The organism is Hylemonella sp. GW821-FHT12C09, assembly GCF_058807395.1.
On record NZ_JBXAQQ010000003.1, the window covers coordinates 144,548 to 169,889 of the forward strand.

A 25,342-nucleotide genomic window follows, 5' to 3' on the forward strand; every position below is an offset into this window, starting at 1 on the left:
CCCCCGAGGGGGCCCAGACGCTCCTTTGGGGCGGCCCGGCAGGAGGTCTGACATGTTAGGTCTTGACCTTACCTTCCTGAGCTGGGACATCATCAGCAAGTTCGTGCTGGGCGGCTTGTGGTTCAGCGTCAAGCTGACCGTCATCGCCACGCTGGGCGGCATCGTCTTCGGCACCCTCCTGGCGCTCATGCGCCTGTCGGGCCGCAAGGTGCTGATGCTGCCGGCCACGATCTACGTCAACGGCATGCGTTCCATCCCGCTGGTGATGGTGATCCTGTGGTTCTTCCTGCTGATCCCCTTCCTGATCGGCAAGCCCATCGGTGCCGAGCTGTCGGCCATCGTCACCTTCATCGCTTTCGAGGCGGCCTATTTCAGCGAGATCATGCGCGCGGGCATCCAGTCCATCCCGCGCGGCCAGGTCCATGCCGGCCAGGCCCTGGGCATGAGCTACGGTCAGAACATGCGCCTGGTGGTGTTGCCGCAAGCCTTCCGCAACATGCTGCCGATCCTGCTGACGCAGACCATCATCCTGTTCCAGGACACCTCGCTGGTCTACGCCATCGGCGCCTACGATCTGCTCAAGGGCTTCACCAATGCCGGCAAGATCTACGGTCGACCGGAAGAGGCCTATCTGCTGGCTGCCGTGGTGTATTTCGTGATCTGTTTTGCACTGTCGTGGAGCGTCAAGCGCCTGCAGGCCAGGATCGCCATCGTCCGTTAAGCATCGGAGAAACTATGAACCCCCAAGCTCACATTCGTTCGCTGCCCCCCGAGGGGGCGCATGCCTCCCTTGAGGCGGCTCGGCAGGAGGCATGACATGATTGAAATCAAGAACGTTTCGAAGTGGTATGGCCCGGTGCAGGTGCTCAACAACTGCTCGGTCAGCATCAACAAGGGTGATGTGGTGGTGGTTTGCGGCCCCTCGGGCTCGGGCAAGTCCACGCTGATCAAGACGGTGAACGGCCTGGAGCCGATCCAGCAGGGAGAGATCCTGGTGGACGGCGTGCCCCTGCACGATCCCAAGACCGATCTGCCCAAGCTGCGCAGCCGCGTGGGCATGGTGTTCCAGCACTTCGAGCTCTTCCCCCATCTCTCGGTGACCGAGAACCTGACCATCGCACAGGTCAAGGTGCTGGGTCGCAGCATCGATGAAGCCAAGGTGCGCGGCCTGAAGATGCTGGAGCGCGTGGGCCTGATGGCGCACAAGGACAAGTTCCCCGGTCAGCTCTCGGGCGGTCAGCAGCAGCGCGTGGCGATTGCCCGCGCGCTCAGCATGGACCCCATCGTGATGCTTTTCGACGAGCCGACTTCGGCGCTCGACCCCGAGATGGTGGGCGAGGTGCTGGACGTGATGGTGACCCTGGCCAAGGAAGGCATGACCATGATGGTCGTCACGCACGAGATGGGCTTCGCCCGCAAGGTGGCCAACCGCGTGATCTTCATCGACGTCGGTGGCCGCATCCTGGAAGACTGCAGCAAGGACGAGTTTTTCGCCCATCCAGAGAACCGCCAGCCGCGTACCAAGGACTTCCTCAACAAGATCCTGGCGCATTAAAAGTACCCCCCTGAACGGCTGCGCCGCTTCCCCCCACCAGGGGGACGCCGCCAGCAGCCCGGCGAAGCCGGTTCTGCGGCAGCCCTGGCCTAGGACCCTGGCTGGCGTTTTGGGACAATAGCGGGATGACGCAAGAAATCATCCTCACCCGTCCGGACGACTGGCACCTGCATGTGCGCGACGGCGCCGCCCTGGCGGCCGTCGTGCCGCACACGGCGCGCCAGTTCGGCCGGGCCATCATCATGCCCAACCTCAAGCCGCCGGTGACCACGGCCGCCGAGGCGGCGCACTACCGCGCACGCATCCGCGCTGCGGTGCCCGCCGGGCTGGACTTCGAGCCGCTGATGACGCTCTACCTGACCGACAAGCTGCCGCCCGAGGAGATAGCGCGCGCGCAGGCCAGTGGCGTGGTGGCCTGCAAGCTCTACCCGGCCGGTGCCACCACCAACAGCGATGCCGGCGTGACCGACATCCGCAAGACCTACAGGACGCTGGAGGCCATGCAGCGTGAAGGCCTGTTGCTGCTGGTGCACGGCGAGGTGACCAGTCCCGAGATCGACCTGTTCGACCGCGAGGCCGTGTTCATCGAGCAGCAGTTGAAACCCTTGCGCCGCGATTTCCCCGAACTCAAGATCGTGTTCGAGCACATCACGACGAAAGAGGCCGCGCAGTACGTGATGGAAAGCGACAAGTACACCGGCGCCACCATCACCGCGCACCACCTGCTCTACAACCGCAACGCCATCTTCACCGGCGGCATCCGCCCGCACTATTACTGCCTGCCCGTGCTGAAGCGGGAAGTGCATCGGCAGGCCCTGGTTGTCGCGGCCACCAGCGGCAGCCCGAAGTTTTTTCTGGGCACCGACAGCGCACCGCACCCGGTGCACCTGAAGGAGCACGCCACCGGTTGTGCCGGTTGTTACACCGCGCACGCCGCCATCGAGATGTACGCCGAGGCCTTCGATGCCGCCGGTGCGCTGGACCGGCTGGAGGGGTTTGCCAGTTTCTTCGGCGCCGACTTCTACGGCCTGCCGCGCAACACCGGCTCCATCACCTTGAAGCGCGAAAGCTGGACGCCGCCCGAGAGCTTCCCCTTTGGCGAAGCCGAACTCAAGCCCCTGCGTTCGGGCGAGGCGCTGCCGTGGAGGCTGGTGTGAGCGCGCGCGAGGCGCTGCGACCGGAAGCGCATATCGCGCTGCTGATCGACGCGGACAATGCGCCGGCGGCCAAGATCGGCCTGATCCTGACCGAGCTGTCCACCTTCGGCGTCACCAATGTGCGCCGCGCCTACGGCAACTGGAAGAAGTCCGAGCTCAAGGGCTGGGAAGAGAAACTGCATGAGCACGCCATCCGCCCCATGCAGCAGTTCGACTATTCCAAGGGCAAGAACGCCAGCGACATGGCGATGGTGATCGACGCGCTGGAGTTGCTCTACACCGACCGGCCCGATGCCTTTGGCATCGTCTCCTCGGACGCCGACTTCACGCCCCTGGTCATGCACCTGCGCGCCAAGGGCGCGGCAGTCTACGGCTTTGGCGCCGCCAAGACACCGGAGCCTTTTGTCAACGCCTGCTCACGTTTCCTGTTCCTGGAAAAGCTCGGGGTCGAGGAGCTGGGCGAGGCGGGCGAGTCCGGCGAAGCGGTGCCGGCGGCACCCTTGCGTGTGACGACGGCCCAGCTCAAGCAGGATGCCAAGCTGGTGACGCTCTTGCGCCATGCCGTTCAGGCGGCGGCCGACGAAAGCGGCTGGGCGCGGGTCGGGGCGGTGGGTCAGCAGATCGGCAACCAGGCCTCCTTTGATTCGCGCAACTATGGCTACGCGACCCTGACCAAATTGCTGGCGGCCACGCAGCTGTTCGAGATGGCCCATGAGGGGACCTCCCAGGTCTCGGTCCGGGACAAGCGCCAGGGCAAACCCGCGCGCGCCTGATGGCTGGCGAGCTGGCTGGCATCGACTGGGCGGCGCCCTGGCTGGCGCCGTACCGTGCGGTCGGCGAAGCACTGGCGCAGCAGGTCCAGGCCGGGCGCCCTTGCGCCGAAGTTCTCGATGGTGCCGGTGTCCCGGTGCGTTTCGTGCCCCAGGCCGAGCTGCCGGCAGACCAGGCCTATGAACAGTTCATCTTCGAGCAGCAGCGTGTGCCCACGCGCGATGGCCTGCACGATTTCTTCAATGGCCTGGTCTGGTTGCGTTTTCCCGGCGCCAAGCGCCGGCTCAACCAGCTGCAGGCGGCGCAGATCGCGGCCGATGGCGTGTTGCCCGTGCGCGGCCCGGTGCGGGACGCCATCACCGTGTTCGACGAAAACGCGGCCCTGCTGCAGGCCCCCGATGCGCTCTGGGACGCGCTGACCGCGCGCGATTGGTCGCAGCTCTTCATCACGCTGCGCCCCTTGTGGGCGCAGGCACGGCTGACGCTCTTCGGCCACGCCCTGCTGGAAAAGCTGGTGCAGCCGCGCAAGGCCATCACGGCCCACGTCTACCGTGTGCCGCTGGACCTGGCGCCCGACGCGCTCGATGCCTGGCTCGCGCAGGATCTGCAGGCGCCCAGGCTGGCCGGCAAGCCCTTCCTGCCCTTGCCGGTGCTGGGTGTGCCCGGCTGGTGGTTGTCGAACGAGGCGCCGGTCTTTTATGCCGATACGCAAGTCTTTCGCCCGCCGCGAGGGACGTGAGCGCTCAAATCGCCACAAATGGTGTGGAAATGGCGCGCCTGCGCTTGAATTCGCCACATTCACCCTTACCATTTGCGCCATCGGTCCGCGGGTGTCGGGCTGTCTGAGAAGGAAACCATGAAACGCATCATTCTGTTCGTCCTGACCAACCTTGCCGTGGTGGTGGTGCTGGGCATCGTGGCCAGCCTGCTGGGTGTCAACAAGTTCCTGACGGCCAACGGCCTGAACCTGGGCGCGCTGCTGGGTTTCGCGCTCATCATGGGCTTTGGTGGCGCCATCATCTCGCTGCTGATCAGCAAGCCCGTGGCCAAGTGGAGCGCCGGCGTGCAGGTCATCGAGCAACCCCAGACGCCCGACGAAGCCTGGATCGTCAACACCGTGCGCAAGTTCGCCGACCAGGCCGGCATCGGCATGCCCGAGGTCGGCATCTTCGAAGGCGACCCCAATGCCTTCGCCACCGGTGCCTTCAAGAACTCGGCCCTGGTCGCCGTGTCCACCGGCCTGCTGCGCAACATGACGCGTGAAGAAGTGGAGGCCGTGATCGGCCACGAAGTGGCCCACATCGCCAACGGCGACATGGTCACCATGACGCTGATCCAGGGTGTCATGAACACCTTCGTCGTGTTCATCAGCCGCGTGGTCGGTTATGCGGTGGACAGCTTCCTGCGCCGCAACGACGAGGAGAGCTCGGGCCCCGGCATCGGCTACTTCGTCACCACCATCGTGATGGACATTCTGCTCGGCGTCCTGGCCGCCATCATCGTGGCCTGGTTCTCGCGTCAGCGCGAATTCCGCGCCGACGCCGGCGCAGCCCAGCTGATGGGCCGTCGTCAGCCCATGATCAACGCGCTGGCCCGCCTGGGCGGGCTGCACACGGCCGAGCTGCCCAAGAGCATGGCCGCCATGGGCATCGCGGGCGGCATCGGCCAGCTGTTCTCGACGCACCCGCCGATCGAAGAGCGCATCGCCGCGCTGCAGAACGCACAGGGCTGATCCTTCCTGTATCCGGATAAACCCGTGGGGGCGCAGGCCTCCACGGGTTTTTTCATCGGGCTTGCGTCGCGGCAGGGAGATGCCCACAATGGGCTCATGAACAGAACGGCGCTTGGGGCAGACAGGGCGCGCATTCGATGTCATCCATGAAGCCTCAGCAGACGCCCACACGCACGGTACCCGGCGCACGCGGTTTCATGGTGCGGCTGTGGCTGGCCGTGCTGGTGCTCAACCTGGTGCTGATCGGCTTCGCACTCTGGGCGCTGCAGCAAAGCCGCCAGCAGTTCGAGCAGATCGCAGCCGTGACGGTCGACAACCTGTCGCGCCTCATGGAGCACGATATCGCGGCGTCCGTGCGGGTGATCGACCTGGCCTTGCAGAACCTGGCCGAAACCATGGAGCCGCGGGGTCCGCTGCATGGCCGTGTCGCGGCGTCCAGTGGACTCAATGCGCTGCTCGAAGAGAAGTTGAAACAGTTGCCTGAACTCGATGGTCTGCGGGTGGTGGATGCCCAGGGTCAGCTGACACATGGGACCAGGGTCACCCCGCAAACCCGGGTGAACATTGCAGACCGCGACTATTTCATTTTCATGCGTGAGCGACCCGACGCCGGGCTGGTCATCAGCAGCCCCGTCCAGGGGCGCATCACCGGCCGCTGGGTCATCAATTTCTCGCGTGCGCTGCGACACCGCGACGGCAGCTTCGCCGGCGTGGTCCAGGGCTCGGTGCCCTTGAGCCATTTCATCGAACAGTTCATCCCGCTGCAGGTCGGCACAAAAGGTTCTTTCACGCTGTTCGATCGGGAATTCCGACTGGTCGTGCGGCATCCCGCCCCGGCGGGTATCAGCGATGTGGTGGGCATGCCTTTCGGCTCTCCCCAGCTGCGCGAGCTGGTCAGCAGCGGCCGCAGCGAGGGCATCTACAAGGCGCGCTCCATCATCGACAACATCGAGCGCATCTCGGCATTCCGCCGCATCGCCGATACCCAGTTCTATCTGGTGCTGGGCATGGCCTCGGACGATTACCTCGCCGGCTGGCAGGAAGAGAAGTACAAGGCCCTGACCGTCATCTTGCTGTTCATCGTGACCAGCCTGATGGTGTGCTACCTGATCCAGCGTGCCTGGCGCAACCAGGCGGCCGCCGTGCGCGCGCTCGAACAGGCTTACCGCACGCTTGATGCCGAGAAGCAGCTGAACCAGACCATCATCCGCTCCTCGCCTTTTGCCATCTACACGCGTGACCGCCGCGGCATCGTCACGGCCTGGAACCCGGCGGCTGAAAAGCTCTTCGGCTGGCGCGCCGAACAGATCCTGGGCAAACCCCTGCTGACCGTGCCGCATGACAAGGCGCGCGAGACGGCCGAACTGCGCGACCGGGTCCTGCGGGGCGAGAGCATCATCGATCTCGAGGTGCAACGCCAGAAACAGGACGGCACCCTGTTCGATCTCAGCACCACGCTGGCGCCGCTGCGTGACGCCAGCGGCACGGTGACGGGGTATCTCGCGATTGCGGCCGACATCACCGCGCGCAAGGCGGCCGAGCAGCAGGTCGAGTTCCTGGCCTACCGCGATGTGCTGACCGGCCTGCCCAACCGGCTGCTCCTGCAGGATCGTTTCGGGCAGGCCATCGCGCATGCCGAGCGCTCGCACAGCAAGGTGGCCCTGGTGTTTCTCGATCTGGACAACTTCAAGACCATCAACGATTCGCTTGGCCACGCCGTCGGGGACGCGCTGCTGCGGGAGATTGCCCATCGCCTGGGCGAATGCGTGCGCGAGACCGACACCATCAGTCGCCAGGGCGGGGATGAATTCCTCATCGTGCTGTCCGACCTCGCCGGGACCGAGGCCATCCCGCCGCTGCTGCTCAAGATCCGCGAGCGCCTGCAGTCGCCTTTCGCCGTGGACGGTCATGAGCTCACCACCTCGGCGTCGGTCGGGGTGGCGCTCTATCCCGATGATGGACGTGATTTCGAGACCCTGCTCAAGAAGGCCGATACCGCGATGTACCGCGCCAAGGATGCCGGGCGCAACCATTACCGTTTCTTCGATGAGCAGATGAATGTCGAAGCCGTCGAGCACCTGCACCTCAAGAGCGGGCTGCGGCGTGCCCTGGCGCAGGGCGAATTCGAGCTGCACTTCCAGCCGCAGTTCGAGCTGGCCAGCGGTCGGGTGGTCGGGGTAGAAGCCCTGCTGCGCTGGCGCCATCCCGAGGATGGCCTGATTCCGCCGGCACGTTTCATTCCGGTGGCCGAGGACAGCGGCCTGATCGTGCCCATCGGTGACTGGGTGATCCAGGAAGCCTGCCGCCAGGCCATGGCCTGGCGCGCTGCCGGCCTGCCGCCGCTGATCATGGCCGTCAACCTTTCGGCCGTGCAATTCCGCCGCGGCGAGGTGCAGCAGACCATTGCCCAGGCCCTGCAAACCACCGGCTTCGACCCGCACCTGCTCGAACTGGAGTTGACCGAGTCCGTCCTGATCGGCGACACCGAGACCGTGCTGGGCAGCGTGCGCCAGCTCAAGCAGCTGGGCGTGAAGTTGTCGGTCGACGACTTCGGGACCGGCTATTCGAGCCTCTCCTACCTCAAGCGCTTCGATGTCGACAAGCTCAAGATCGACCAGAGTTTCATCCGCGACCTGGCCAGCGACCCGGACGATGCCGCGATCGTGCGTGCCATCGTCCAGATGGCGGTCAGCCTGAACCTGCGTACCATTGCCGAAGGCGTGGAAGATGCGGCCACGCTGGCCCTGTTGCACGAGTTTTCCTGCGATGAGGCGCAGGGTTACCATTTCGCGCGGCCCATGGCGGCCCAGGCCTTCTTCGATTTCATGACGCAAAGGGCCGGCGCATCATCAAGCAACGAGAAAGTGGGGATGCCATGAAAACGATCACCAGGAAGCTGGCCATGCTCGTCATGCTGGGCGTGGCCACCGCCGCCACGGCGCAGACCTGTGACGAGGCCTGGGCCGATTACAACGAGTTCAAGAAGCGCAACGCGATGGAGCCCTCGCAGTACGCGCTGACAAGCTACGGGGCGACAGTGCGCGCCGCCTGCGGGCCCGACGCGCTGCCGGTGCCACCGGGCACCGACACGCCGCCGCCGCCCCGCGTGCGCAAGCCCAAGCCCAAGCCGCTTCCCCCGCCACCGCCCCCGAAGCCGCCGAAAAGCTGAGGGTTCAGCAGAACAGCAGGGCCAGCCAGGCGGGCTCGTCGAGCAGGTTGAGCAGCAGATAGCCGCCGGCACGGTAGAACCAGAGCGTGAGCTGGTCCTGCCGCGTCCAGGGTGTTGTCGTCTCGTCTGGCGCCGGCGTCATGACAGCATGTCGAGGGCCAGCGCCTCGGCCACCTTGATGCCGTCCACGCCGGCCGACAGGATGCCGCCGGCATAACCCGCGCCTTCACCGGCCGGGTAGAGGCCGCGCACGTTCAGGCTTTGCAGATCATCGCCACGCGGGATGCGCAGCGGCGAGGAGGTGCGCGTCTCCACGCCCGTCAGCACCGCGTCCGTCATGTCGAAACCCTTGATCTTGCGGCCGAAGGCCGGCAGGGCTTCGCGGATGGCCTCGATGGCGTAGCCAGGCAGGGCGCCATGCAGGTCTCCCAGATGCACCCCGGGCTTGTAGGAAGGCAGCACGCTGCCGAAGTCGCTGGACGGCTTGCCGGCGATGAAGTCGCCCACCAGCTGGCCTGGCGCTTCGTAGTTGCTGCCGCCCAGCACGTAGGCCTGAGCCTCCAGCTTGCGCTGCAGCACGATGCCGGCCAGCGGGTGGTATTGCGGGGGCTGCTGCCGGGCCATGGTGGCGGCCTGCCGGGCGTAGTGCAGACCGTCCTCGGTACCGAAGGCGGCCTGCCAGTCGGCCAGGTCATCGATGCCCTGGGGGTAGTCGACCGGTTCGATCCCGACCACGATGCCCGCATTGGCGTTGCGCTCGTTGCGCGAATACTGGCTCATGCCGTTGGTCACCACCCGGCCCGGCTCGGAGGTGGCGGCCACGACCGTGCCGCCGGGGCACATGCAGAAGCTGTAGACGGCACGGCCGTTTTTCGCGTGGTGCACCAGCTTGTAGTCGGCCGCGCCCAGCAGGGGGTGGCCGGCGTATTTGCCCCAACGGGCCCGGTCGATCAGCCCTTGCGGGTGCTCGATGCGAAAGCCCACCGAGAAAGGCTTGGCCAACATGTTCACGCCGCGGTCCCAGAGCATGGCGAAGGTGTCGCGTGAACTGTGGCCCAGGGCCATCACCACATGGCGCCCCGGCAGCTCATGGCTTTGCCCCGTGGCCTGGTCCAGTACCCGCAGGCCGCGGATCTGCTTCTGCCTGTGGTCCCCTCGCTTGTCCACTGCGTGTGACCGCGGCCCCCCGGGGGGGCTCTCGTCGCCTTGGGAACGGCCCGGCGGGGACTCGGGCGTTTCCTCCAGCAGCACGTCGGTCACGCGCTGCTGGAAGCGGATCTCGCCACCCAAGGCGATGATCTGCTCGCGGATGCTTTCCACCACCTTGACCAGCTTGAAGGTGCCGATGTGCGGATGCGCCTCGACCAGGATCTCCGCGGGCGCACCGGCGGACACGAACTCGTGCATGACCTTGCGGCCCAGGTGGCGCGGGTCCTTGATCTGGCTGTAGAGCTTGCCGTCGGAAAAGGTGCCGGCACCGCCTTCGCCGAACTGCACGTTCGACTCCGGTTTGAGGACCTGCTTGCGCCACAGGCCCCAGGTGTCCTGGGTACGCTGGCGCACCGTCGTTCCGCGCTCGATCACGATGGGCCGAAAGCCCATCTGCGCCAGGATCAGCGCCGCGAAGATGCCGCAGGGGCCGAAGCCCACCACCACGGGCCGCTCCTGCAATTGGGCGGGCGCCTGCGCGACGGGGTGGTAGACGAGGTCCGGGCTGGGAAGGATGTGCGCGTTCTGGGCGAAGGTGGCCAGCAGCGTCGTCTCAAGCGCGGAGGGTACTTCCACATCGACGATGTAGACCTGCTGCAGCTCGGCCTTGCGCGCGTCGTAGCTGCGCTTGTAGACGGTGTGGCGGGTGATGTCGCCGGGCGCGATGCCCAGCGTCTTGGCGATGAGGGCGGGCAGCGCCTCGGGCGCGTGCTCCAGCGGCAGCTTGAGTTCGGTCAGTCGGATCATGGTTTCCCTGGGCTTGTATCGATCAAGCAGAAGAGGTCGCCATGATACGCGGCGGCGGACGGCGCCGCTTGCTGGGATAATCCGAGCCGTGAAGTCAGCCAGACCGCCGCTGGCGCTAGTCCCGAAAGGGCGCGCTGGAGGAACGTCCGGACTGCACAGGGCAGCGTAGGAGGTAATACCTCTCCACCGTGAGGTGAGGATCAGAGCAACAGAGACGAGTCGCAGCGGGGCAACCTGCTGCGGGTGAAACGGGCAATCTCTACGCGCAGCAATACCAAATAGGCACACGCTGACGGGGCCCCCCGAGTGTGCGGGTAGGTAGCACCGAGCCGGTGGGGCGACCCCCGGCCCAGATTAATGGCGGTCACACCGCGGGCAACCGCGGGCGCACAGAATCCGGCTTATCGGCCGACTTCACACTTCTAACCATGGGCGCCGCATCGCGGCGCCCATTTTCCTGGGGCAAGGCTGTCCTAGCGCTTGCCGGCCAGGGCGGCGGCCAGCGCGAACACCGAGTTCGGCGCCGTGGTCTTGACAGCCTCGGCTTTGCGCTGGGTGAAGATGCCGCGCCGGCTGGCGGGCCGCGTCTCCAGCGGCACGCCCTTGGCGCGTTGCTCCTCGCAGAGCTGTTGCAGCTTGATGGACTGCAGATGCTCCATCATGCGGCTGTTCAGGCCGCTCCACAGGTCCTGCGTCAGCTGCCAGCCGGCTTCACCGGTCTCCGAGCTTTCCTCGGACTGAAGCGCCCGCGGGCCTTCCACGGCACGGATGATGTCGGCCACGCTGATCTGCTGCGGATTGCGGCCCAGGGCGTAACCCCCACCCGGTCCGCGCGTGCTCTCCACCAGACCCTGCTGGCGCAGCTTGCTGAAGAGTTGTTCCAGATAGGACAGCGAGATCTGCAGCCGTACCCCGATGGAGTTCAGGGGCACGGGCCCCGAGTTCTCACGCAGGGCGAGATCGATCATGGCAGCGACGGCAAACCGGCTTTTGGCGCTTAAACGCATGGCGTTTCCTTTCTGCAGACAGGTTGTGCGGACGGATAGCGCCCGCACAAAGAACTGTAAGGACAATTGATATTCCGGTAAATTCGTATTTTCAAACGAATCAGTTCGAGAAAATCGAAGTGAAAGAGTTCCCATGAACTTCAAGCATTTGCACTATTTCTGGGTGGCGGCAAGATCCGGCGGTATTCTGAAGGCGGGTGAGCAGTTACACACAACGCCCCAGACCCTGTCCGGGCAGATCAAACTGCTCGAAGAAAGGCTGGGGCGCAAGCTGTTTCGCAAGAGTGGCCGCCAGCTCGAGCTGACCGATGACGGTCGCGTGGCCCTGGGGTATGCCGACGAGATCTTCACGCTCGGGGCCGAGCTGGAGGCCGCGCTGCGCCAGCCGCTGGGCGGGCCGCGCCTGCTGGATTTTCGCGTGGGGGTGGCGGATTCGGTGGCCAAGTCGGTCGCCTATCGCCTGCTGGAACCCGCCATGGACCTGGAGGTGCCGGTGCGCCTGATCGGCGTGGAGGGCAAGTTCCCTGACCTGCTGGCGCAACTGGCCCTGCACCGGCTCGACCTGGTCATCGCCGACGAGCCGTTGACGCGGCGCATCAGCGTGAAGGCTTACAACCACGCCCTGGGCACCTCGCCCATGAGCTTCTTCTGCGCACCGGCGCTGCGCAGCCGTCTGCAGGGGGCGTTCCCGCAATGCCTGCACGGCGCGCCCATGCTGATCCAGGGGGCGGCGTCCTCGGTGCGCCAGCAGCTCGACGGCTGGCTGGCGCGCCAGCAGATCCAGCCGCGTTTCGTGGGCGAGTTCGACGACGGCGCGCTGATGACGGCCTTCGGCCGCGAGGGCCGGGGCGTCTTCATGTCGCCTGCCGTGCTGGAGGCCGAGACGGTGGCGCACTATGGCGTGGAGGTGATCGGCCACAGCGAGGAGCTGGTGGAGGAGTTCTACGCGGTCTCGGTCGAGCGGCGCATCAAGCACCCGGCAGTGGCGGCGATCACGCAGGCAGCGCGCGGCCGCCTGTTCCACGCCTGAAACTTGCCAATCAATCTACGGCGCAACCCGATCGCCGCGTTGGGCGGTGCTCGCCATCCTCACGTACGTCAAGTACGTTCCGGTGGCTGCGCTCCGTCCGCCTTGCGCTCGGGCTGCTCGCTACGAATGCTTGGCAAGTTCTGCGTGTTGGCGTGACGGAACTTCAGCGGCACAGTGCGCCGGCCTTGAGCATTTCGGCGCGCTGCGGCGTGGCCGGGTGGGTGCTGAGCCAATCGCCCAGGGTGCTGCGCTGCTGCGCGGGCTCACCCTGCGCGGCCGGCGGCCGGCCTTCGCGGGCCTGGGACATGCCCAGCAGCAGATCGGCCATGGGGGCTGTGGGCCGCTGCGCGCTGGCCATCAGCGCGAGGGCAAAACAATCGGACTCGCTCTCGTGCTGGCGCCGGTAGGCCAGGCCGGTGAGCACCGTGCTGGTCATGGACACCAGGCTGGAAACGTCGCCCAGGGCCAGACCCAGGCCGACGTTGAGCACGCCCTGCTCGACGATCAGCCGGGTGCCGTGGCGGTGCTCGACGTGGCCGATCTCGTGCGCCAGCACGCCCAGCAGCGCGTCGTCGCTCGGGCCCTGCTTGGCGGCGGCCTCGACCAGTTCGTCGGTCATCACCAAGGTGCCGCCGGGCAAGGCGAAGGCGTTGGGGCCCATGCCGCGGCGGAAATGCAGTTCGTAGCGCGCCGCGTAGGTCGGGTAGCGCTTGAGTGAGGGCTCCAGGCGCGCCAGCAGCGCCGTGAACTGGGTGCGCAGCTCCTGCTGGCGCTCGGGGGGCAGCTGGCTCGGTTTGAGCCAGGCCTGGTCGACCTGGGCCATGGCCTGCTGGCTGAGGTTGAGCTCCCACGCCAGCGGCACATGGCGGCTGAGCTGGGCCGCCGCCCAGGGCGTGCCCCAGCGGTAGAAGGCCAGGAGGCCGGCCACGGCCACGAGCAGCACGCCCAGCAGCACGGGCCAGCGGATCTGCATGCGCTGGGCCAGGCCGGGGCGGGCGCCGGCGGCGGCCAGGGCCTGCTGCCAGGCCTGGGGCTGGTCGATCTCCACGCTGCCGTGGTCGCGCAGCGCCACGGTGATGCGTTCCGGTGCGCGGCCGGCGCTCCATTGGGGCGGCCACTCGACTTCGTGGTATTCGAAGCGGCGCGAGGCGGCATGCGCGAGGTCCACCACGTGCAGATGCAGGGCCGGGCCCCGCGGGCCGGGCTCCAGCACGATCAGTACGTCACGCGCCCGGCTGTGGCGGCCGTTGAACCATTTGGCCCGCAGGGGCGTGGCAGCAGGTTTCGACGCCTCAGCCATGCCAGGCCTTAACCCACGATGTCCAGGCCGGCCATGTCGGCCAGCGCATCACCCAGCGCGTCCTGCTGGCGCACCAGTTCGCCGACCAGCTGGTCCAGCCCGCCCTTGACGTGCAAGGTGACCGCGTCGGCTTTCATGCGGTATTCGCTGACGCGGGCGAACGGGCGGTAGAAGCCCAAGGTCAGCAGCGTGAGCAGGATGTTCTTGATGCGCAGGCGTACAAAGGCCCAGTGCTGCAGGTCGCACTTGAAGCGGGCGATCTGGCTCAGGCCCACATTGCTCCAGATCAGCTTGAACATGCGCGCCTCGCGGTAGGCGCGGGCTGGCGCCGAGGCGAGCACCAGGCCCACGATGGCGGCGATCGCGATGAGAAAGATCAGCACGAACATGGCCGGGCCACGCACGGTGCTGAACATGGACTGGACGGTGTAGGCCGCGCCGGCGGCCAGCGCCAGGATCAGCGCCACGCCGGCCAGGAACACGACGATGGTCGCCCCCCAGATCCGCACGAAGTCGCTGTAGACCGGTTTCCAGCGCCCGCGCTGCTTGCCGATGCCCGCGCGCAGCACCAGCAGGCTCTTGTAGTTGAACTCCACGCGGATGATGCACAGCACGCTGAGCACCAGGCCGATGGCGATCAGCCCCCACATGGGCGCGTTCACCCGGGGCCAGGCCGGACCGGGCCTGCCGCCAGGCGTCCGCGCGGGTGGCGCCGTATCGGCCGACAGGACGTCGAGCCCGTAGGTGATGCCGACCCAGATCGCGGCCATCAGGAAGATCGGCCAGCTGGCCACGTAGACGTCTTTCCAGCGCGCGGCGAACTGCAGCTGCAGGCCGCGCCAGCGGGTGCTGGCCAGGCGGAAACGCATGGCACTGCCCCAGATGTAGGGCGCCAGCAGGGCGGCGGCGATGATGAAGATGGAGACCACGGTGTCCTGCCCGGTTTCGGCCGCGATCTTGTAGGCCACGTAGAGCAGGGCGAAGAGGATGAAGCTGACCACCATCTTGCGCAAGGGCGCGGTGAACTCCAGCGGGCTGCCGGCGATCATGGTGTGGTCGTAGAAATACCGCGCAGTACGCCGGCGCGCCCAGGGGGTGTACAGGCCCAGCGTGACGATGGACAGCAGCAGGTTGACGATCCAGACCCGGAAATATTCACCGCCGCTGCCAGAAAACCGCAGCCGGTACGCGGCGATGCCGTGGCGCTGTGTCGTGCTGTCCATCTCTCCCCCTGTTGTGACCTTGCGCAGGCAGTTTAGCAGCGCCGTCCTCCGGATTCCCCAGGACGCTAGAAGCGCTCGTGGGCCTGCAGGTAACGCCATTGCCCGGGCGGCAACTGGGTCATGGGTACGCGCCCGATGCGGATGCGTTTCATGGACAGGATCTGCAGGCCGGCGCGTTCACACACGTAGGCGATCAGGCCGGGGTGCACGCCCTTGATGGCAAAACGCAATTTGCTGCGGCCGTCACCGCTGCTGTTGAGGCTGGCCTTGACGGTCGGCAAGGGCTGCCCGCGTGTGTCGGTGTCCCGCATCATGAGCGCCAGCTGGGCGGGCGAGACCTCACCCTGGACTTCGACCGTCGCTTCCACTTCGATCAGGCGCTCGTCTTCGCCCAGTTTGCGTGTCACGCGCCAGTCCTGGCTGTACACCAGCAGGCCGCTGGCCGCGGGCTCCAGCGGGACGGCGGGCGTGAGCTGGCTGAAGTGGCGCTTGAGCACGCGGATGCCGCTGGGGTCGTCGGGCCAGTGGCTGGCCGCATTCAGCAAAGCCTGCGGCGACGTATGGCCGGCGGGTTTGTGCAGCAGCAGCGTGACGGGCACCAGTTCGGTCAGCCGGGCCTCCGGGTCGAGCTCGATCTTCTCGTGCAGCACCCGGAAATGCGGCTCTTCCACCACCTGGCCATCGACCCGGACCCAGCCGCCTTCGATGTACTGTTCGGCCTCGCTGCGCGAGCAGGGCAGCAGTGCCGCCAGCCGCTTGGAGAGACGGACGGGTTCGCTCATGGGGTACCGTCCGCTTGAGATTGCAGCCGCTCGACATGGGCCAGCAGCGAGCGCCTGGCCAGCGGCCAGATGCCCTGCGGGACATCGTCATAGGCGAATGCAACCCAGTCATCCAGGCTGCCCTGCGGCCGGGCTTGCATGGCCACCCGCACCTTGGCTTCGCGGGCCAGCCGGTGGGCCTTCAGTTTTGCGATGACGGTGCGTGCCTCGTCCATCACATGGCCGTGGGCTGGCAGGATGTAGCCCAGGCCCAGTGCCGAGCAGGCGGCGTCCAGCGCGTCCAGCGCATCGAGGTAGGCCGTCATATTGCCGTCGGGCGGATTGATCACCGTGGTGCTGCCGTTGAGGATGTGGTCGCCCGAGAACAGCAGACCGTCCTGCGCCAGCAGCAGGCAGAGGTGGTTGGCCGCGTGGCCCGGTGTGTGCATGACCTGCAGGGTGTGGCGCGGTCGGCTGTCGGGGCCCTGCAGCACGATTTGTTCGCCATCGGCCAGCGCGCGGTCGGGCACGAAGTGGCTGGCGGGGTTGGCGGTGGGCGCCGAAGGCAGGCCCAGCACCGGCGGGGTGGTGCCGCCGCGTTGCGCGCACAGCGCCTGCAGGGGGCGCGCGGCGGGCGCATGGTCGGCATGCGAATGGGTGCAGACGATGAGTTGGATGTCGCCGCCAGCGGCCTGCCACAGGCGCTCGATGTGTGCCGGCTCATCCGGTCCCGGGTCAATGACCAGCCAGCCGGTGGCGGTCTCGCCCACGAGGTAGCTGTTGGTGCCGGGGCCGGTCATCAGCCCCGGGTTGGGGGCGGTCAGGCGCAGCACATGCGGCAGCAGGGCCGCGGCCTGTTCGTGCTGCCAGGGGGGCGCCGCCAGCAGGCCGGATTGGGGTTCATGCGGGGTGGAGGCGGACGGGTTTGGACTTACCATGGATCGATTCTGCACGACACAACGAGGAGACACCATGATGCAAAAAAGAACTTGCCTGCGCCTGATGCTGGCATTGGCCGGCGCCGCCTGCCTGGGGTTGGGCCAGGGCGCGCTTGCACAGGCCTGGCCGGGCAAACAGCCGATCAAGCTGGTGGCGGTGTTTCCGCCCGGGGGGTCGGTGGACCAGGTCTCGCGCCTGCTGGCGCCTTACCTCCAGCAGGAGTTGGGGCAGAACATCATTGTCGAGAACAAGGGGGGTGCCTCCGGTTCCATCGGCGCCGCCGCTGTGGCCGCCGCACCGGCCGACGGCTACACCTTCGCTGTGGTCTTCGACACCCATGGCGTCAACCCCAGCCTGATTCCCAATCTGCCCTTTGACTCCAAAAAGGACCTGGGCACCGTCATCGTGATCGGCACCTCGCCCATGGTGCTGGCCACGCATGCCGGCTCCGAGTTCAAGAGCTTTGCCGATGTGGTGGCCGCTGGCAAGGGGGGCAAGGGTGCGAGCTACGGCTCGATCGGTTCGGGCAGTCTGGGCCACCTGGCCATGGCCCTGCTGGGCAAGAACGGCGGCATGAGCTTCAACCACATCCCTTACAAGGGCGGTGGTCCGCTGATGAACGACGCCGTTGCCGGCCACGTTCCGCTGTCCATCGGATCGGTCTTCGTGACCAAGCCGCACATCGACAGCAAGCGCATGCGCCCGCTCGCGGTGACGACAAGCAAGCGCTCGCCCGATCTGCCCGAGGTGCCGACGATAGCCGAGAGCGGCTTTGCCGGTTTTGACGCACCGGCCTGGTGGGCCGTGCTGGCCCCGGCCAAGACACCGCCGGCCATCGTGCAGCGCATGAATGAGGCCATCAACAAGGTCATGAAGAACCCGGAGGTCGCCAAGCGGCTGGAGAGTCAGGGTATTGATGTGCTCGGCGGTACGCCCCAGTCCGGCCAGGCCTTCATCGAGCGTCAGATGGACATCTGGGCCAAGGTGGTGAAGGACAACAACATCAAGCCGGATTGATCTGGCCCCCACGGTCGCTCACTGGGTGTAGCTCCCTGCCCCCCGAGGGGGCCGCGTTTCGCCTTGGGGCGGCCCGGCGGCGAAACCGTCTTTGTGTCGCGGGGAAGCGTACGTGAAACGCCGTGGAACCGGCTTTGCCGGGCTACAGGCGTTGCCCCCTGCAAGGGGGAGGGCGGCCTGCGGGCCGCCAGGGGGGTGTGCTAGTTCTCCGGTGTGACCTGCAGCGCCACCAGGAACCGCGCCACCATGTTGTAGGTCGCAATCGCGCTGGTCAGTTCGACGATCTGCGTCTCGTTGAAATGCTGGCGCAGGGCGTCGAAGACCTCGTCCGTCACTTTCACGTCCAGCGTCATCTGCGCGGCGTAGCGGATCACCAGCGATTCCAGTTCACTCAAGGAGGGATCGCGCGGGATGCCGCGTGGATCGGTCTTGACGAAAGCGTTGAGGGCATCCAGTTGCGCCTGCGTGCCGCCCGCACCCAGGAAATCCGGGGCGTGGTGGTGGTACTCGTACTTGGCGCCGGTCAGCAGGGCCACCGTGCAGATGCCGAGTTCGCGCAGCTTGAGGCTGGTGGGCAGCTCGCTGCGCACGGCCTTCAGATAGGTGTTCCAGCCGCGTGCCAGCGGCTCGCTCCACAGCAGGGCCTTGTCCAGGTTGATCAGCGTGCCGCCGCGGCGCGCGAGGATGGCGTCCACCAGGTCCTGCGGTTGGGGCTTGCGTTCGGGAGTCCATTCGGGCAGTCGCATCGTTGTTTTCTCGTCGGTGGCTGAGGAAGGCCTCAAGGATAAACCTTGAATGGGCGGATAATTTGCGGCCATGCGTATCCGCTTTACCAAGATGCAGGGTGCGGGCAATGACTTTGTCGTGCTCGACGAGACACGCGGCCGTCTGGGCCTGTCCACCGCCCAGTACCGATGGCTGGCCGACCGTCATTTCGGCGTCGGCGCCGACCAGATCCTTACCGTGCGCCCGGCGCCTGCTGCGGGCCTCGATTTCGAATACGTGATCCACAATGCCGACGGTGCCGAGGTCGAGCAGTGCGGCAACGGCGCGCGCTGTTTCGCGCGTTTCGTGCGCGAGCAGGGCTTGACGACCAAGGATGTCATCCGCGTGCAGACCCTGGGCGGCGTGATCGAGCCGCGCCTCACGCCCGATGGCCGTGTCACGGTGGACATGGGTGCTCCCATCTTCGAGCTGCCGCGCATCCCCTTCGACGGCGCCGGCCTCACGCCCCTGACCCACGGGGACTGGTTGACCTGGCCTTTGCCGGTCGATGGCGCCACCGTGCCGGTGGCCGTGGTGTCCATGGGCAACCCGCATGCGGTGCAGCTGGTGGCCGATGTGGAAACGGCTCCGGTGTCGGCGCAGGGGCCCCTGATCGAGAACCATGCGCGCTTCCCGCGCCGGGTCAACGCCGGCTTCCTGCAGGTGCTGGACCGCACGCGCGTGAAGCTGCGTGTGTGGGAGCGCGGCGCTGGTGAAACACTGGCCTGCGGTACCGGCGCCTGCGCGGCCGTGGTGAGCGGCATCCGCCTGGGCCTGCTCGAGGCCCGCGTGGACGTGCAGACGCGTGGCGGCATGCTCACCATCGAATGGGCCGGCCAGGGCAGCCCGGTCCTGATGACCGGTCCGGCCTCCACCGTGTTCCAGGGCGAGGTCGATGTGCCCGTCCTCCCATGAATCCTCTGTATGACTGACACCATGACCGAACAAGACATCGCCAACTACCTGCACGCTAACCCCGAGTTCTTCGAGCGCCAGGCCGACTTGCTGGCCGCCGTGCGCCTGATCAGCCCGCACAGCCGGCGCACGGTCAGCCTGCAGGAGCGCCAGGCCGAGATGCTGCGCGAGAAGATCCGCATGCTCGAAGGCCGGCTGATCGAGATGATCCGCCATGGCAGCGACAACCTGGCGCTGTCCGACCGCATGCTGTGCTGGGCGCGCGACCTGTTCCTCACGCAGGATGCGGACGCCCTGCCCGGGGCCATTGCCGAATCGATCCAGCTGCTGTTCGCCGTGCCGCAGGTCGCCATCCGCGTCTGGGACGTGAACCCGGATTTCGCCGCAGCGGCCTTTGCCCAGGGCGTGAGCGAAGATGCGCGCCTGCTGGCCAACTCCCTGAGCGAACCCTTCTGCGGTGTCAATTCCGGTTTTGAAGCCACCAACTGGCTGGCCCATCCCTCGCAGGCCATCTCGCTGGCCCTGCTGCCCCTGCGTCCGCTGGAGGCTGGCAACCACGGCCCGGCCTTCGGCATGCTGGTGCTGGCCTCACCCGACGCCCAGCGCTACACCAGCACCATGGGCACGGAGTTCCTGGCGCGCATCGCCGAGGTGGCCAGCGCCGCGCTGACGCCGCTGAGGTAAGTCGTGACCCCGCCTGTCGCGCTCGCGGCCCATGACCAGTCACTGGTCGAGCGCTATCTTGAGCACGTGCGGGTGGAGAAACGTCTGGCACAGCGTACGGTCGAGCTGTATGCGCTGGACCTGCAAAAACTCGGCGAATTCGCGACCCAGGCCCAGGTGCCCCTGTTGCAGGTGCACAGCGCCCATGTGCGCCGCTGGATTGCTCAGATGCATGGCGGCGGGCGCAGCGGGCGTGGCATCGCGCTCATCCTCTCGGGCTGGCGCGGGTTTTATGCCTGGCTCGGGCGCGAGAGCCTGGTGGGCAGCAACCCGGTGCAGGATGTGCGTGCGCCCAAGGCAGCCAAGCCCCTGCCCAAGGCCCTGAGCGTCGACGACGCGGTGCAATTGGCCGCTTTCCATGCCGAGGGCAACGATCCCTGGCTGGAGGCGCGCGACGCTGCCATGGTGGAGCTGCTGTACAGCAGCGGCCTGCGCGTGAGTGAGCTGACAGGCCTGGACGTGACGGCCAGCGCCGCGGCGCGCGGCTGGGTTGACCTGCAGGCCGGCGAGGCCCACGTGCTGGGCAAGGGCAGCAAACGGCGCAGTGTGCCGGTGGGCTCGGCCGCGATGTCGGCCCTCAGGCAGTGGCTTGCCGTGCGTGGCTCGGCAGGTGTTGCCCCCGGGCAGCCGGCGCTTTTCATCGGTCGCACCGGCACGCGTCTGACGCCGCAGTCGATCTGGTTGCGCCTCAAGCGCCGCAGCCAGCAGGCCGGGCTGGCCACGCCGGTGCATCCGCACATGCTGCGCCACTCCTTCGCCAGCCACGTGCTGCAGTCCAGCAGCGACCTGCGCGCGGTGCAGGAACTGCTGGGCCACGCCAACATCAGCACCACCCAGGTCTACACACGCCTCGATTTCCAGCACCTGGCGCGGGCCTATGACGCAGCGCATCCGCGCGCGCGCAGCAAGACGCCGGGCAAGGGCTGAAGGTCTTTTAGAAAGACTCCCAGTCGCTGTCCGCGCCTGCGGAAGGCTTGGCCGGCGCTGCTGCTGCGGCAGGCGGGGCTACCCTGGGCTGGGCTGGCGCGACCAGGCGGCGCTGCGCGCCAGAGGCGGGCGCCGAAGCCGGCTTGGGCGATGGGGCGCGCACCTGCATCTGCGCCGGCTGCCGCGCAGCCAGCGCCGGCGGCGAGCCGGCCAGCTTGAACACCGCCACCGACTCCACCAGGTCTTGCGCCTGGCCCTTGAGGCTGGAAGCGGCAGCTGCCATCTCTTCCACCAGCGCGGCGTTCTGCTGCGTGGCCTGGTCCATGTTCGTCACTGCCTCGCCGACCTGAGAAACGCCGGCGCTCTGCTCGGTGCTGGCCGCGCTGATCTCGGCCATGATGTCGGTCACGCGCCGGATGGCCGCCACCACCTCGTTCATGGTGGCGCCGGCCTGGTCGACCTGGGCACTGCCTTGCTCCACCCGCTGCACGCTGTCGGTGATCAGGTTCTTGATTTCCTTGGCGGCCTCGGCGCTGCGCCCGGCCAGCGAACGCACTTCGGAGGCCACCACCGCAAACCCGCGGCCCTGCTCGCCGGCCCGCGCCGCTTCCACCGCGGCATTGAGCGCCAGGATGTTGGTCTGGAAGGCGATGCCGTCGATCACGCTGATGATGTCGTGGATCTTGCGCGCGCTGTCGTTGATGCCCTTCATGGTGCCCACCACCTCGGCCACCACCTCGCCACCTTTGACGGCCACCGTCGACGCGGTCTGGGCCAGCTGGTTGGCCTGGCGGGCGTTGTCGGCGTTCTGCTTCACGGTGGAGGAGAGCTCTTCCATGCTGGCCGCGGTTTCTTCGAGCGCGCTGGCCTGGCTTTCGGTGCGCGCGCTCAGGTCGTGGTTGCCCTGGGCGATCTCGGCGCTGGCGGTGGAGACCGATTCGCTGCCCTGGCGCACGCGCGAGACCACCTGGGCCAGCGAGGCCTGCATGTCGCGCAGGGAGTGCAGCAGGGTGCCGATCTCGTCCCGTGTGTTGGGGTTGATGGGTGAGCTCAGGTCGCCCTGGGCGACCTTGCTGGCCAGGCTGGCGGCGTATCCGACGCCGCCCGAGATGGCGCGGCTCAGGGTGCGGGCGATCAGCAGGCCCAGCACGATGGTCACGAGCAGGGCACCCAGGTTGCCGATCATCACGTTGCGCTGGAGCTCCGCATTCGTGTCACGCGCCAGGATCGAGCCGTCCTGGGACAGCTCCGATAGCGCACGCAGCTCGGCCAGCATGGCATCGAAGGTCTGCAGCCCGGGGCCCTTGAGGATGTCCATGGCCTCCTCGTCACGGCGCTGGCGCGCCAGCCCGACGATTTCGGTCTGTTGCGCCTGGTACTTCTTCCATTCGGCCTGGAACTTGTCGAAATGGGCCTTCTCCTCACCGCCCTTGATGATGCTGGCGTAACCCTGCGACTCGGTGTTGACGGCCTCGCGCAGGCCTTCCATCTGCTTTTCGATGGCCCGTCGCTCGTCCTCGCCAAAAATCAGCAGGTGCTGGAACTGCGCCGCACGCAGGCGACTGGCCTGCGTGCCCAGGAAACCCGTGTGCAGGGCGCTGGGCAGGAGGTGGTCCGAGACCTGCTGGGAGTTGGCGTTCAGCGCATTCGTGCCGAAGACAGCCAGCGCCGACTGGATGGCGGCCAGAAACAGGACCAGGATAAAGCCCCCCATGAGCTTGGTTCCGAGCTTGACGTCCTTCAATCGCATACCTATCTCCTCGGGCTATGGCCCGTTTCTCCCACTCTAACCAAATTGGCGCGGAAGGGAACCCCGGAAAAGCCCGACAATTCAGGCCATGAAAGTGATACGCATCAAGGAAGGCAAGGAACGCTCGCTCTTGCGCCGCCACCCCTGGCTTTTCGAATCGGCCATCGCCAAGGGCGGTGGCGACGTGGGCGAGACGGTGCGCGTGGAGTCCGGGCAGGGGGAGTTCCTGGCCTGGGCCGCGTTCAGCCCGTCCTCGAAAATCCGTGCGCGTGTCTGGAGTTTCGACGAAAAACAGCGCATAGACGCGGTTTTTTTCAGGCAGCGCGTGATCTCGGCCATTCGCGCCCGGACCCGTTTCGACATCCGCAGTGACGGCCTGCGCCTTGTCCATGGTGAATCCGACGGCCTGCCCGGGCTGATCGTCGATCGCTATGGCGATACCCTCGTCGCCCAGTTCCTGAGCGCCGGCACTGAGCGCTGGAAGGATGTGCTGGCCGACGCGCTGCTGGCCGAAACCGGTCTCAGCCGGCTCTACGAGCGCTCCGATGCCAGTGCGCGCGGACTCGAAGGACTGCCGGAGGTGAGTGGCTGGCTGCGCGGGGAGGGGCCGACCGGGCTGGTGCTGCGCGAGCACGACTGGCGCCTGGGCCTGGACATCGCCCAGGGCCACAAGACCGGTTTCTACCTCGACCAGCGCGACAGCCGCAAGCGTTTTGCCGACTACGCGGCCCGGCTCAAGTTCCAGCGCGTGCTCAACTGCTATTGCTACACGGGCGGTTTCAGCGTGGCGGCGCTGGCCGGCGGCGCGGCCCATGTCACATCGATCGACTCGTCCGGGCCGGCCATCGAGCAGGCGCGCGCGAATGTGGCGCTCAACGGCTTCGATGCGGCGCGCACCGAGTTTCTGGACGCCGACGTCAACGCCAGCCTGCGCCGTTTTGTGGAGGAAGGTCGCACTTTCGACGCCATCGTGCTGGACCCGCCGAAGTTCGCCCCCACGGTGGCGCACGCCGAGCGTGCCGCGCGTGCCTACAAGGACATCAACCGCCTGGGGCTCAAGATCCTGGAGCCCGGTGGCGTGCTGTTCACCTACTCCTGCTCGGGTGGCATCAGCGCCGACCTGTTCCACAAGATCGTGGCCTCGGCCGGCACCGATGCCGGCGTGGACGGCTACATCCACGAGCGCATGGGCGGTGCACCGGACCACCCCATGACGATCAACTTCCCGGAAGGCGAGTACCTCAAGGGCCTGGTGGTCATGCGCAAGGACTGAGCCGCGGCGAACCCCTGCACCGGCTGCCTCTTGACGATCTCGCTAAACTCTCCATCTATACCCAGTTCCATCGCCTGCGCCCGCTTGCGCCATGCACAAGTGGGCGGTCACCCCTCCCCATCCGAGACTGCACCCATGGCCCTGATCCCCGCCACCATCCTCACCGGCTTTTTAGGCTCCGGCAAGACCACCCTGCTCAAGCGCGTGCTGCAGGAAGCGCATGGCCAGAAGATCGCCGTGATCGAAAACGAGTTCGGCGAGGAAAACATCGACAACGACATCCTGGTCGCCGACACGAACGAGCAGATCATCCAGATGAGCAACGGCTGCATCTGCTGCACCATCCGCGAGGACCTGCGCACCACCCTGCAGGATCTGGCGGCCAGGAAACGCAAGGGCGAGCTGGATTTCGAGCGTGTGGTGATCGAGACCACCGGCCTGGCCGACCCTGGCCCGGTGACGCAGACCTTTTTCATGGATGACGAGATTGCCGAGAGCTTCCTGCTCGATTCCGTCATCACCCTGGTGGACGCCAAACACGCCGCCCAGCAGCTCAACGACCGCCAGGAGGCCCGCCGCCAGGTCGGCTTCGCCGACCAGATCTTCATCAGCAAGACCGACCTGGTCTCGGCCGAAGACCTGGCGGCGCTGCAGCATCGCCTCAAGCACATGAACCCGCGGGCGCCGCAGAAGGCGGTGCACTTCGGCGAGGTGGCGATCAGCGAGGTGTTCGACCTGCGGGGCTTCAACCTGAATGCCAAGCTGGAGATCGACCCGGATTTCCTGAAGGATGCGCATGATCATGCGCACCACGAGCATGACCACGAGCACGGCGAGCATTGCGACCATCCTTCGCACCAGCACGGCCATGGCCACCACCATCACCATGACGACGATGTGAAAAGCTTCGTCTTCCGCTCCGAGCGGGCCTTTGACCCGGCCAAGCTGGAGGACTTCCTGGGCGCCATCATCAACATCTACGGCCCGCGCATGCTGCGCTACAAGGGCGTGCTGCACATGAAGGGCACCGATCGCAAGGTGATCTTCCAGGGGGTGCACCAGCTCATGGGTAGCGACCTGGGGCCCGCCTGGGCCGAGGGCGAGCAGCGCCTGAGCAAGATGGTCTTCATCGGTATCGACCTGCCCAAGGACATCCTGCTGCAGGGCCTGGAACAGAGCCTGGTCTGAGAACCTGTGATAAATCTACTGCGCGGCCCGTTCGCCGCGTTGGGCGGTGCTCGCCATCCTCACGTACGTCAAGTACGTTCCGGTGGCTGCGCTCCGTCCGCCTTGCGCTCGGGCCGCTCGTTACGATTTCTTCACAGGTTCGGAGCCTCCTGCCTTGCCAGCGAGCGCGAGCGTAGTGTCTCGA

General features: G+C 66.7%; 23 protein-coding genes, 1 other RNA gene and 1 pseudogene. 16 read left to right on the forward strand and 9 right to left on the reverse strand.

Going from position 1 to position 25,342, the window contains the following annotated elements; all coding sequences use genetic code 11:
- The first annotated feature begins 52 nt into the window (after positions 1 to 52).
- From AC1RRP_RS06540 to AC1RRP_RS06575, 8 genes are all read left to right on the forward strand, one after another.
- Positions 53 to 721: an amino acid ABC transporter permease gene (locus AC1RRP_RS06540; RefSeq protein ID WP_493034391.1), complete on the forward strand. Its 669-nt coding sequence runs from the start codon at positions 53 to 55 to the stop codon at positions 719 to 721.
- Positions 722 to 817: 96 nt separating this feature from the next.
- Positions 818 to 1,555 carry an amino acid ABC transporter ATP-binding protein gene (locus tag AC1RRP_RS06545; RefSeq protein ID WP_493034393.1) on the forward strand — a complete coding sequence of 246 codons (738 nt, stop codon included), beginning with the start codon at positions 818 to 820 and terminating at the stop codon, positions 1,553 to 1,555.
- 125 nt (positions 1,556 to 1,680) lie between these two features.
- Entirely contained in the window at positions 1,681 to 2,712 is a 1,032-nt protein-coding gene (gene pyrC, locus AC1RRP_RS06550) for a dihydroorotase (RefSeq protein WP_493034395.1), read from the forward strand.
- Positions 2,709 to 3,485, forward strand: a complete 777-nt coding sequence (locus AC1RRP_RS06555) for an NYN domain-containing protein (protein WP_493034397.1) — start codon at positions 2,709 to 2,711, stop codon at positions 3,483 to 3,485. The genes pyrC and AC1RRP_RS06555 overlap by 4 nt, the downstream gene beginning before the upstream one ends.
- Positions 3,485 to 4,222: a DUF3025 domain-containing protein gene (locus AC1RRP_RS06560; RefSeq protein ID WP_493034400.1), complete on the forward strand. Its 738-nt coding sequence runs from the start codon at positions 3,485 to 3,487 to the stop codon at positions 4,220 to 4,222. Before AC1RRP_RS06555 ends, AC1RRP_RS06560 begins: the two co-directional genes overlap by 1 nt.
- 117 nt (positions 4,223 to 4,339) lie before the next feature.
- The gene (gene htpX, locus AC1RRP_RS06565) at positions 4,340 to 5,215 is read left to right on the forward strand and encodes a protease HtpX (RefSeq protein ID WP_493034402.1); all 876 of its coding nucleotides are present in this window, start codon (positions 4,340 to 4,342) and stop codon (positions 5,213 to 5,215) included.
- A 146-nt stretch (positions 5,216 to 5,361) separates the two neighbouring features.
- Positions 5,362 to 8,094, forward strand: coding sequence for a bifunctional diguanylate cyclase/phosphodiesterase (locus tag AC1RRP_RS06570; protein ID WP_493034404.1), 2,733 nt, complete (start codon positions 5,362 to 5,364; stop codon positions 8,092 to 8,094).
- Complete coding sequence (locus tag AC1RRP_RS06575) at positions 8,091 to 8,384, forward strand: hypothetical protein (RefSeq protein ID WP_493034406.1); 294 nt, start codon at positions 8,091 to 8,093, stop codon at positions 8,382 to 8,384. Before AC1RRP_RS06570 ends, AC1RRP_RS06575 begins: the two co-directional genes overlap by 4 nt.
- Before the next feature lie 4 nt (positions 8,385 to 8,388).
- Here AC1RRP_RS06575 and AC1RRP_RS06580 read toward each other — a convergent pair whose 3' ends face one another.
- Complete coding sequence (locus tag AC1RRP_RS06580) at positions 8,389 to 8,526, reverse strand: hypothetical protein (RefSeq protein WP_493034408.1); 138 nt, start codon at positions 8,524 to 8,526, stop codon at positions 8,389 to 8,391.
- On the reverse strand, positions 8,523 to 10,340 hold the full coding sequence (locus AC1RRP_RS06585; RefSeq protein ID WP_493034410.1) for an NAD(P)/FAD-dependent oxidoreductase: 1,818 nt from the start codon (positions 10,338 to 10,340) through the stop codon (positions 8,523 to 8,525). Before AC1RRP_RS06585 ends, AC1RRP_RS06580 begins: the two co-directional genes overlap by 4 nt.
- 90 nt (positions 10,341 to 10,430) lie before the next feature.
- On the opposite strand from AC1RRP_RS06585, the gene rnpB reads away from it, so the two are divergent.
- Positions 10,431 to 10,760, forward strand: an RNA gene (gene rnpB, locus AC1RRP_RS06590) — RNase P RNA component class A.
- A 53-nt stretch (positions 10,761 to 10,813) separates the two neighbouring features.
- Here rnpB and AC1RRP_RS06595 read toward each other — a convergent pair.
- A complete protein-coding gene (locus AC1RRP_RS06595; protein WP_493034412.1) occupies positions 10,814 to 11,347 on the reverse strand; it encodes an Rrf2 family transcriptional regulator in 534 nt (177 codons plus the stop codon).
- Between the two features lie 133 nt (positions 11,348 to 11,480).
- Here AC1RRP_RS06595 and nhaR point away from each other — a divergent pair, with 133 nt between their 5' ends.
- The gene (gene nhaR, locus AC1RRP_RS06600; protein WP_493034413.1) at positions 11,481 to 12,377 is read left to right on the forward strand and encodes a transcriptional activator NhaR; all 897 of its coding nucleotides are present in this window, start codon (positions 11,481 to 11,483) and stop codon (positions 12,375 to 12,377) included.
- 163 nt (positions 12,378 to 12,540) lie between these two features.
- Here the strand turns inward: nhaR and AC1RRP_RS06605 are convergent, their stop codons facing one another.
- The 4 genes and pseudogenes from AC1RRP_RS06605 to AC1RRP_RS06620 all read right to left on the reverse strand — a co-directional run.
- Positions 12,541 to 13,677, reverse strand: coding sequence for a M48 family metallopeptidase (locus AC1RRP_RS06605; RefSeq protein ID WP_493034415.1), 1,137 nt, complete (start codon positions 13,675 to 13,677; stop codon positions 12,541 to 12,543).
- Positions 13,678 to 13,685: 8 nt separating this feature from the next.
- Entirely contained in the window at positions 13,686 to 14,900 is a 1,215-nt protein-coding gene (locus tag AC1RRP_RS06610; RefSeq protein WP_493034417.1) for a YjgN family protein, read from the reverse strand.
- A 65-nt stretch (positions 14,901 to 14,965) separates the two neighbouring features.
- Entirely contained in the window at positions 14,966 to 15,682 is a 717-nt protein-coding gene (locus AC1RRP_RS06615; protein WP_493034419.1) for an RNA pseudouridine synthase, read from the reverse strand.
- A pseudogene (locus tag AC1RRP_RS06620) lies at positions 15,679 to 16,560 on the reverse strand (MBL fold metallo-hydrolase); the annotation flags it as partial. The gene AC1RRP_RS06615 and the pseudogene AC1RRP_RS06620, both read right to left, overlap by 4 nt.
- 73 nt (positions 16,561 to 16,633) lie before the next feature.
- Between AC1RRP_RS06620 and AC1RRP_RS06625 the strand changes: the two are divergent.
- Complete coding sequence (locus tag AC1RRP_RS06625) at positions 16,634 to 17,617, forward strand: Bug family tripartite tricarboxylate transporter substrate binding protein (protein WP_493034421.1); 984 nt, start codon at positions 16,634 to 16,636, stop codon at positions 17,615 to 17,617.
- Positions 17,618 to 17,817: 200 nt separating this feature from the next.
- Here AC1RRP_RS06625 and AC1RRP_RS06630 read toward each other — a convergent pair whose 3' ends face one another.
- Positions 17,818 to 18,363, reverse strand: coding sequence for a carboxymuconolactone decarboxylase family protein (locus AC1RRP_RS06630; protein ID WP_493034423.1), 546 nt, complete (start codon positions 18,361 to 18,363; stop codon positions 17,818 to 17,820).
- A 70-nt stretch (positions 18,364 to 18,433) separates the two neighbouring features.
- Between AC1RRP_RS06630 and dapF the strand changes: the two genes are divergently transcribed.
- Genes dapF through AC1RRP_RS06645 form a run of 3 tightly spaced genes read left to right on the forward strand, consistent with a single transcriptional unit; the run spans position 18,434 to position 20,947 of the window.
- Positions 18,434 to 19,297, forward strand: coding sequence for a diaminopimelate epimerase (dapF, locus tag AC1RRP_RS06635; protein WP_493034425.1), 864 nt, complete (start codon positions 18,434 to 18,436; stop codon positions 19,295 to 19,297).
- Positions 19,298 to 19,306: 9 nt separating this feature from the next.
- Complete coding sequence (locus AC1RRP_RS06640; protein ID WP_493034427.1) at positions 19,307 to 19,981, forward strand: DUF484 family protein; 675 nt, start codon at positions 19,307 to 19,309, stop codon at positions 19,979 to 19,981.
- Between the two features lie 3 nt (positions 19,982 to 19,984).
- Entirely contained in the window at positions 19,985 to 20,947 is a 963-nt protein-coding gene (locus AC1RRP_RS06645; protein ID WP_493034429.1) for a tyrosine recombinase XerC, read from the forward strand.
- Between the two features lie 7 nt (positions 20,948 to 20,954).
- On the opposite strand, the gene AC1RRP_RS06650 is transcribed toward AC1RRP_RS06645, so the two are convergent.
- Positions 20,955 to 22,697 (reverse strand): methyl-accepting chemotaxis protein, encoded by a 1,743-nt coding sequence (locus AC1RRP_RS06650; protein WP_493034431.1) that lies wholly within the window; start codon positions 22,695 to 22,697, stop codon positions 20,955 to 20,957.
- Positions 22,698 to 22,785: 88 nt separating this feature from the next.
- On the opposite strand from AC1RRP_RS06650, the gene AC1RRP_RS06655 reads away from it, so the two are divergent.
- Positions 22,786 to 23,970, forward strand: coding sequence for a class I SAM-dependent rRNA methyltransferase (locus AC1RRP_RS06655; protein WP_493034433.1), 1,185 nt, complete (start codon positions 22,786 to 22,788; stop codon positions 23,968 to 23,970).
- Positions 23,971 to 24,105: 135 nt separating this feature from the next.
- Positions 24,106 to 25,158: a CobW family GTP-binding protein gene (locus AC1RRP_RS06660; protein WP_493034435.1), complete on the forward strand. Its 1,053-nt coding sequence runs from the start codon at positions 24,106 to 24,108 to the stop codon at positions 25,156 to 25,158.
- The last annotated feature ends 184 nt before the right edge of the window (positions 25,159 to 25,342 follow it).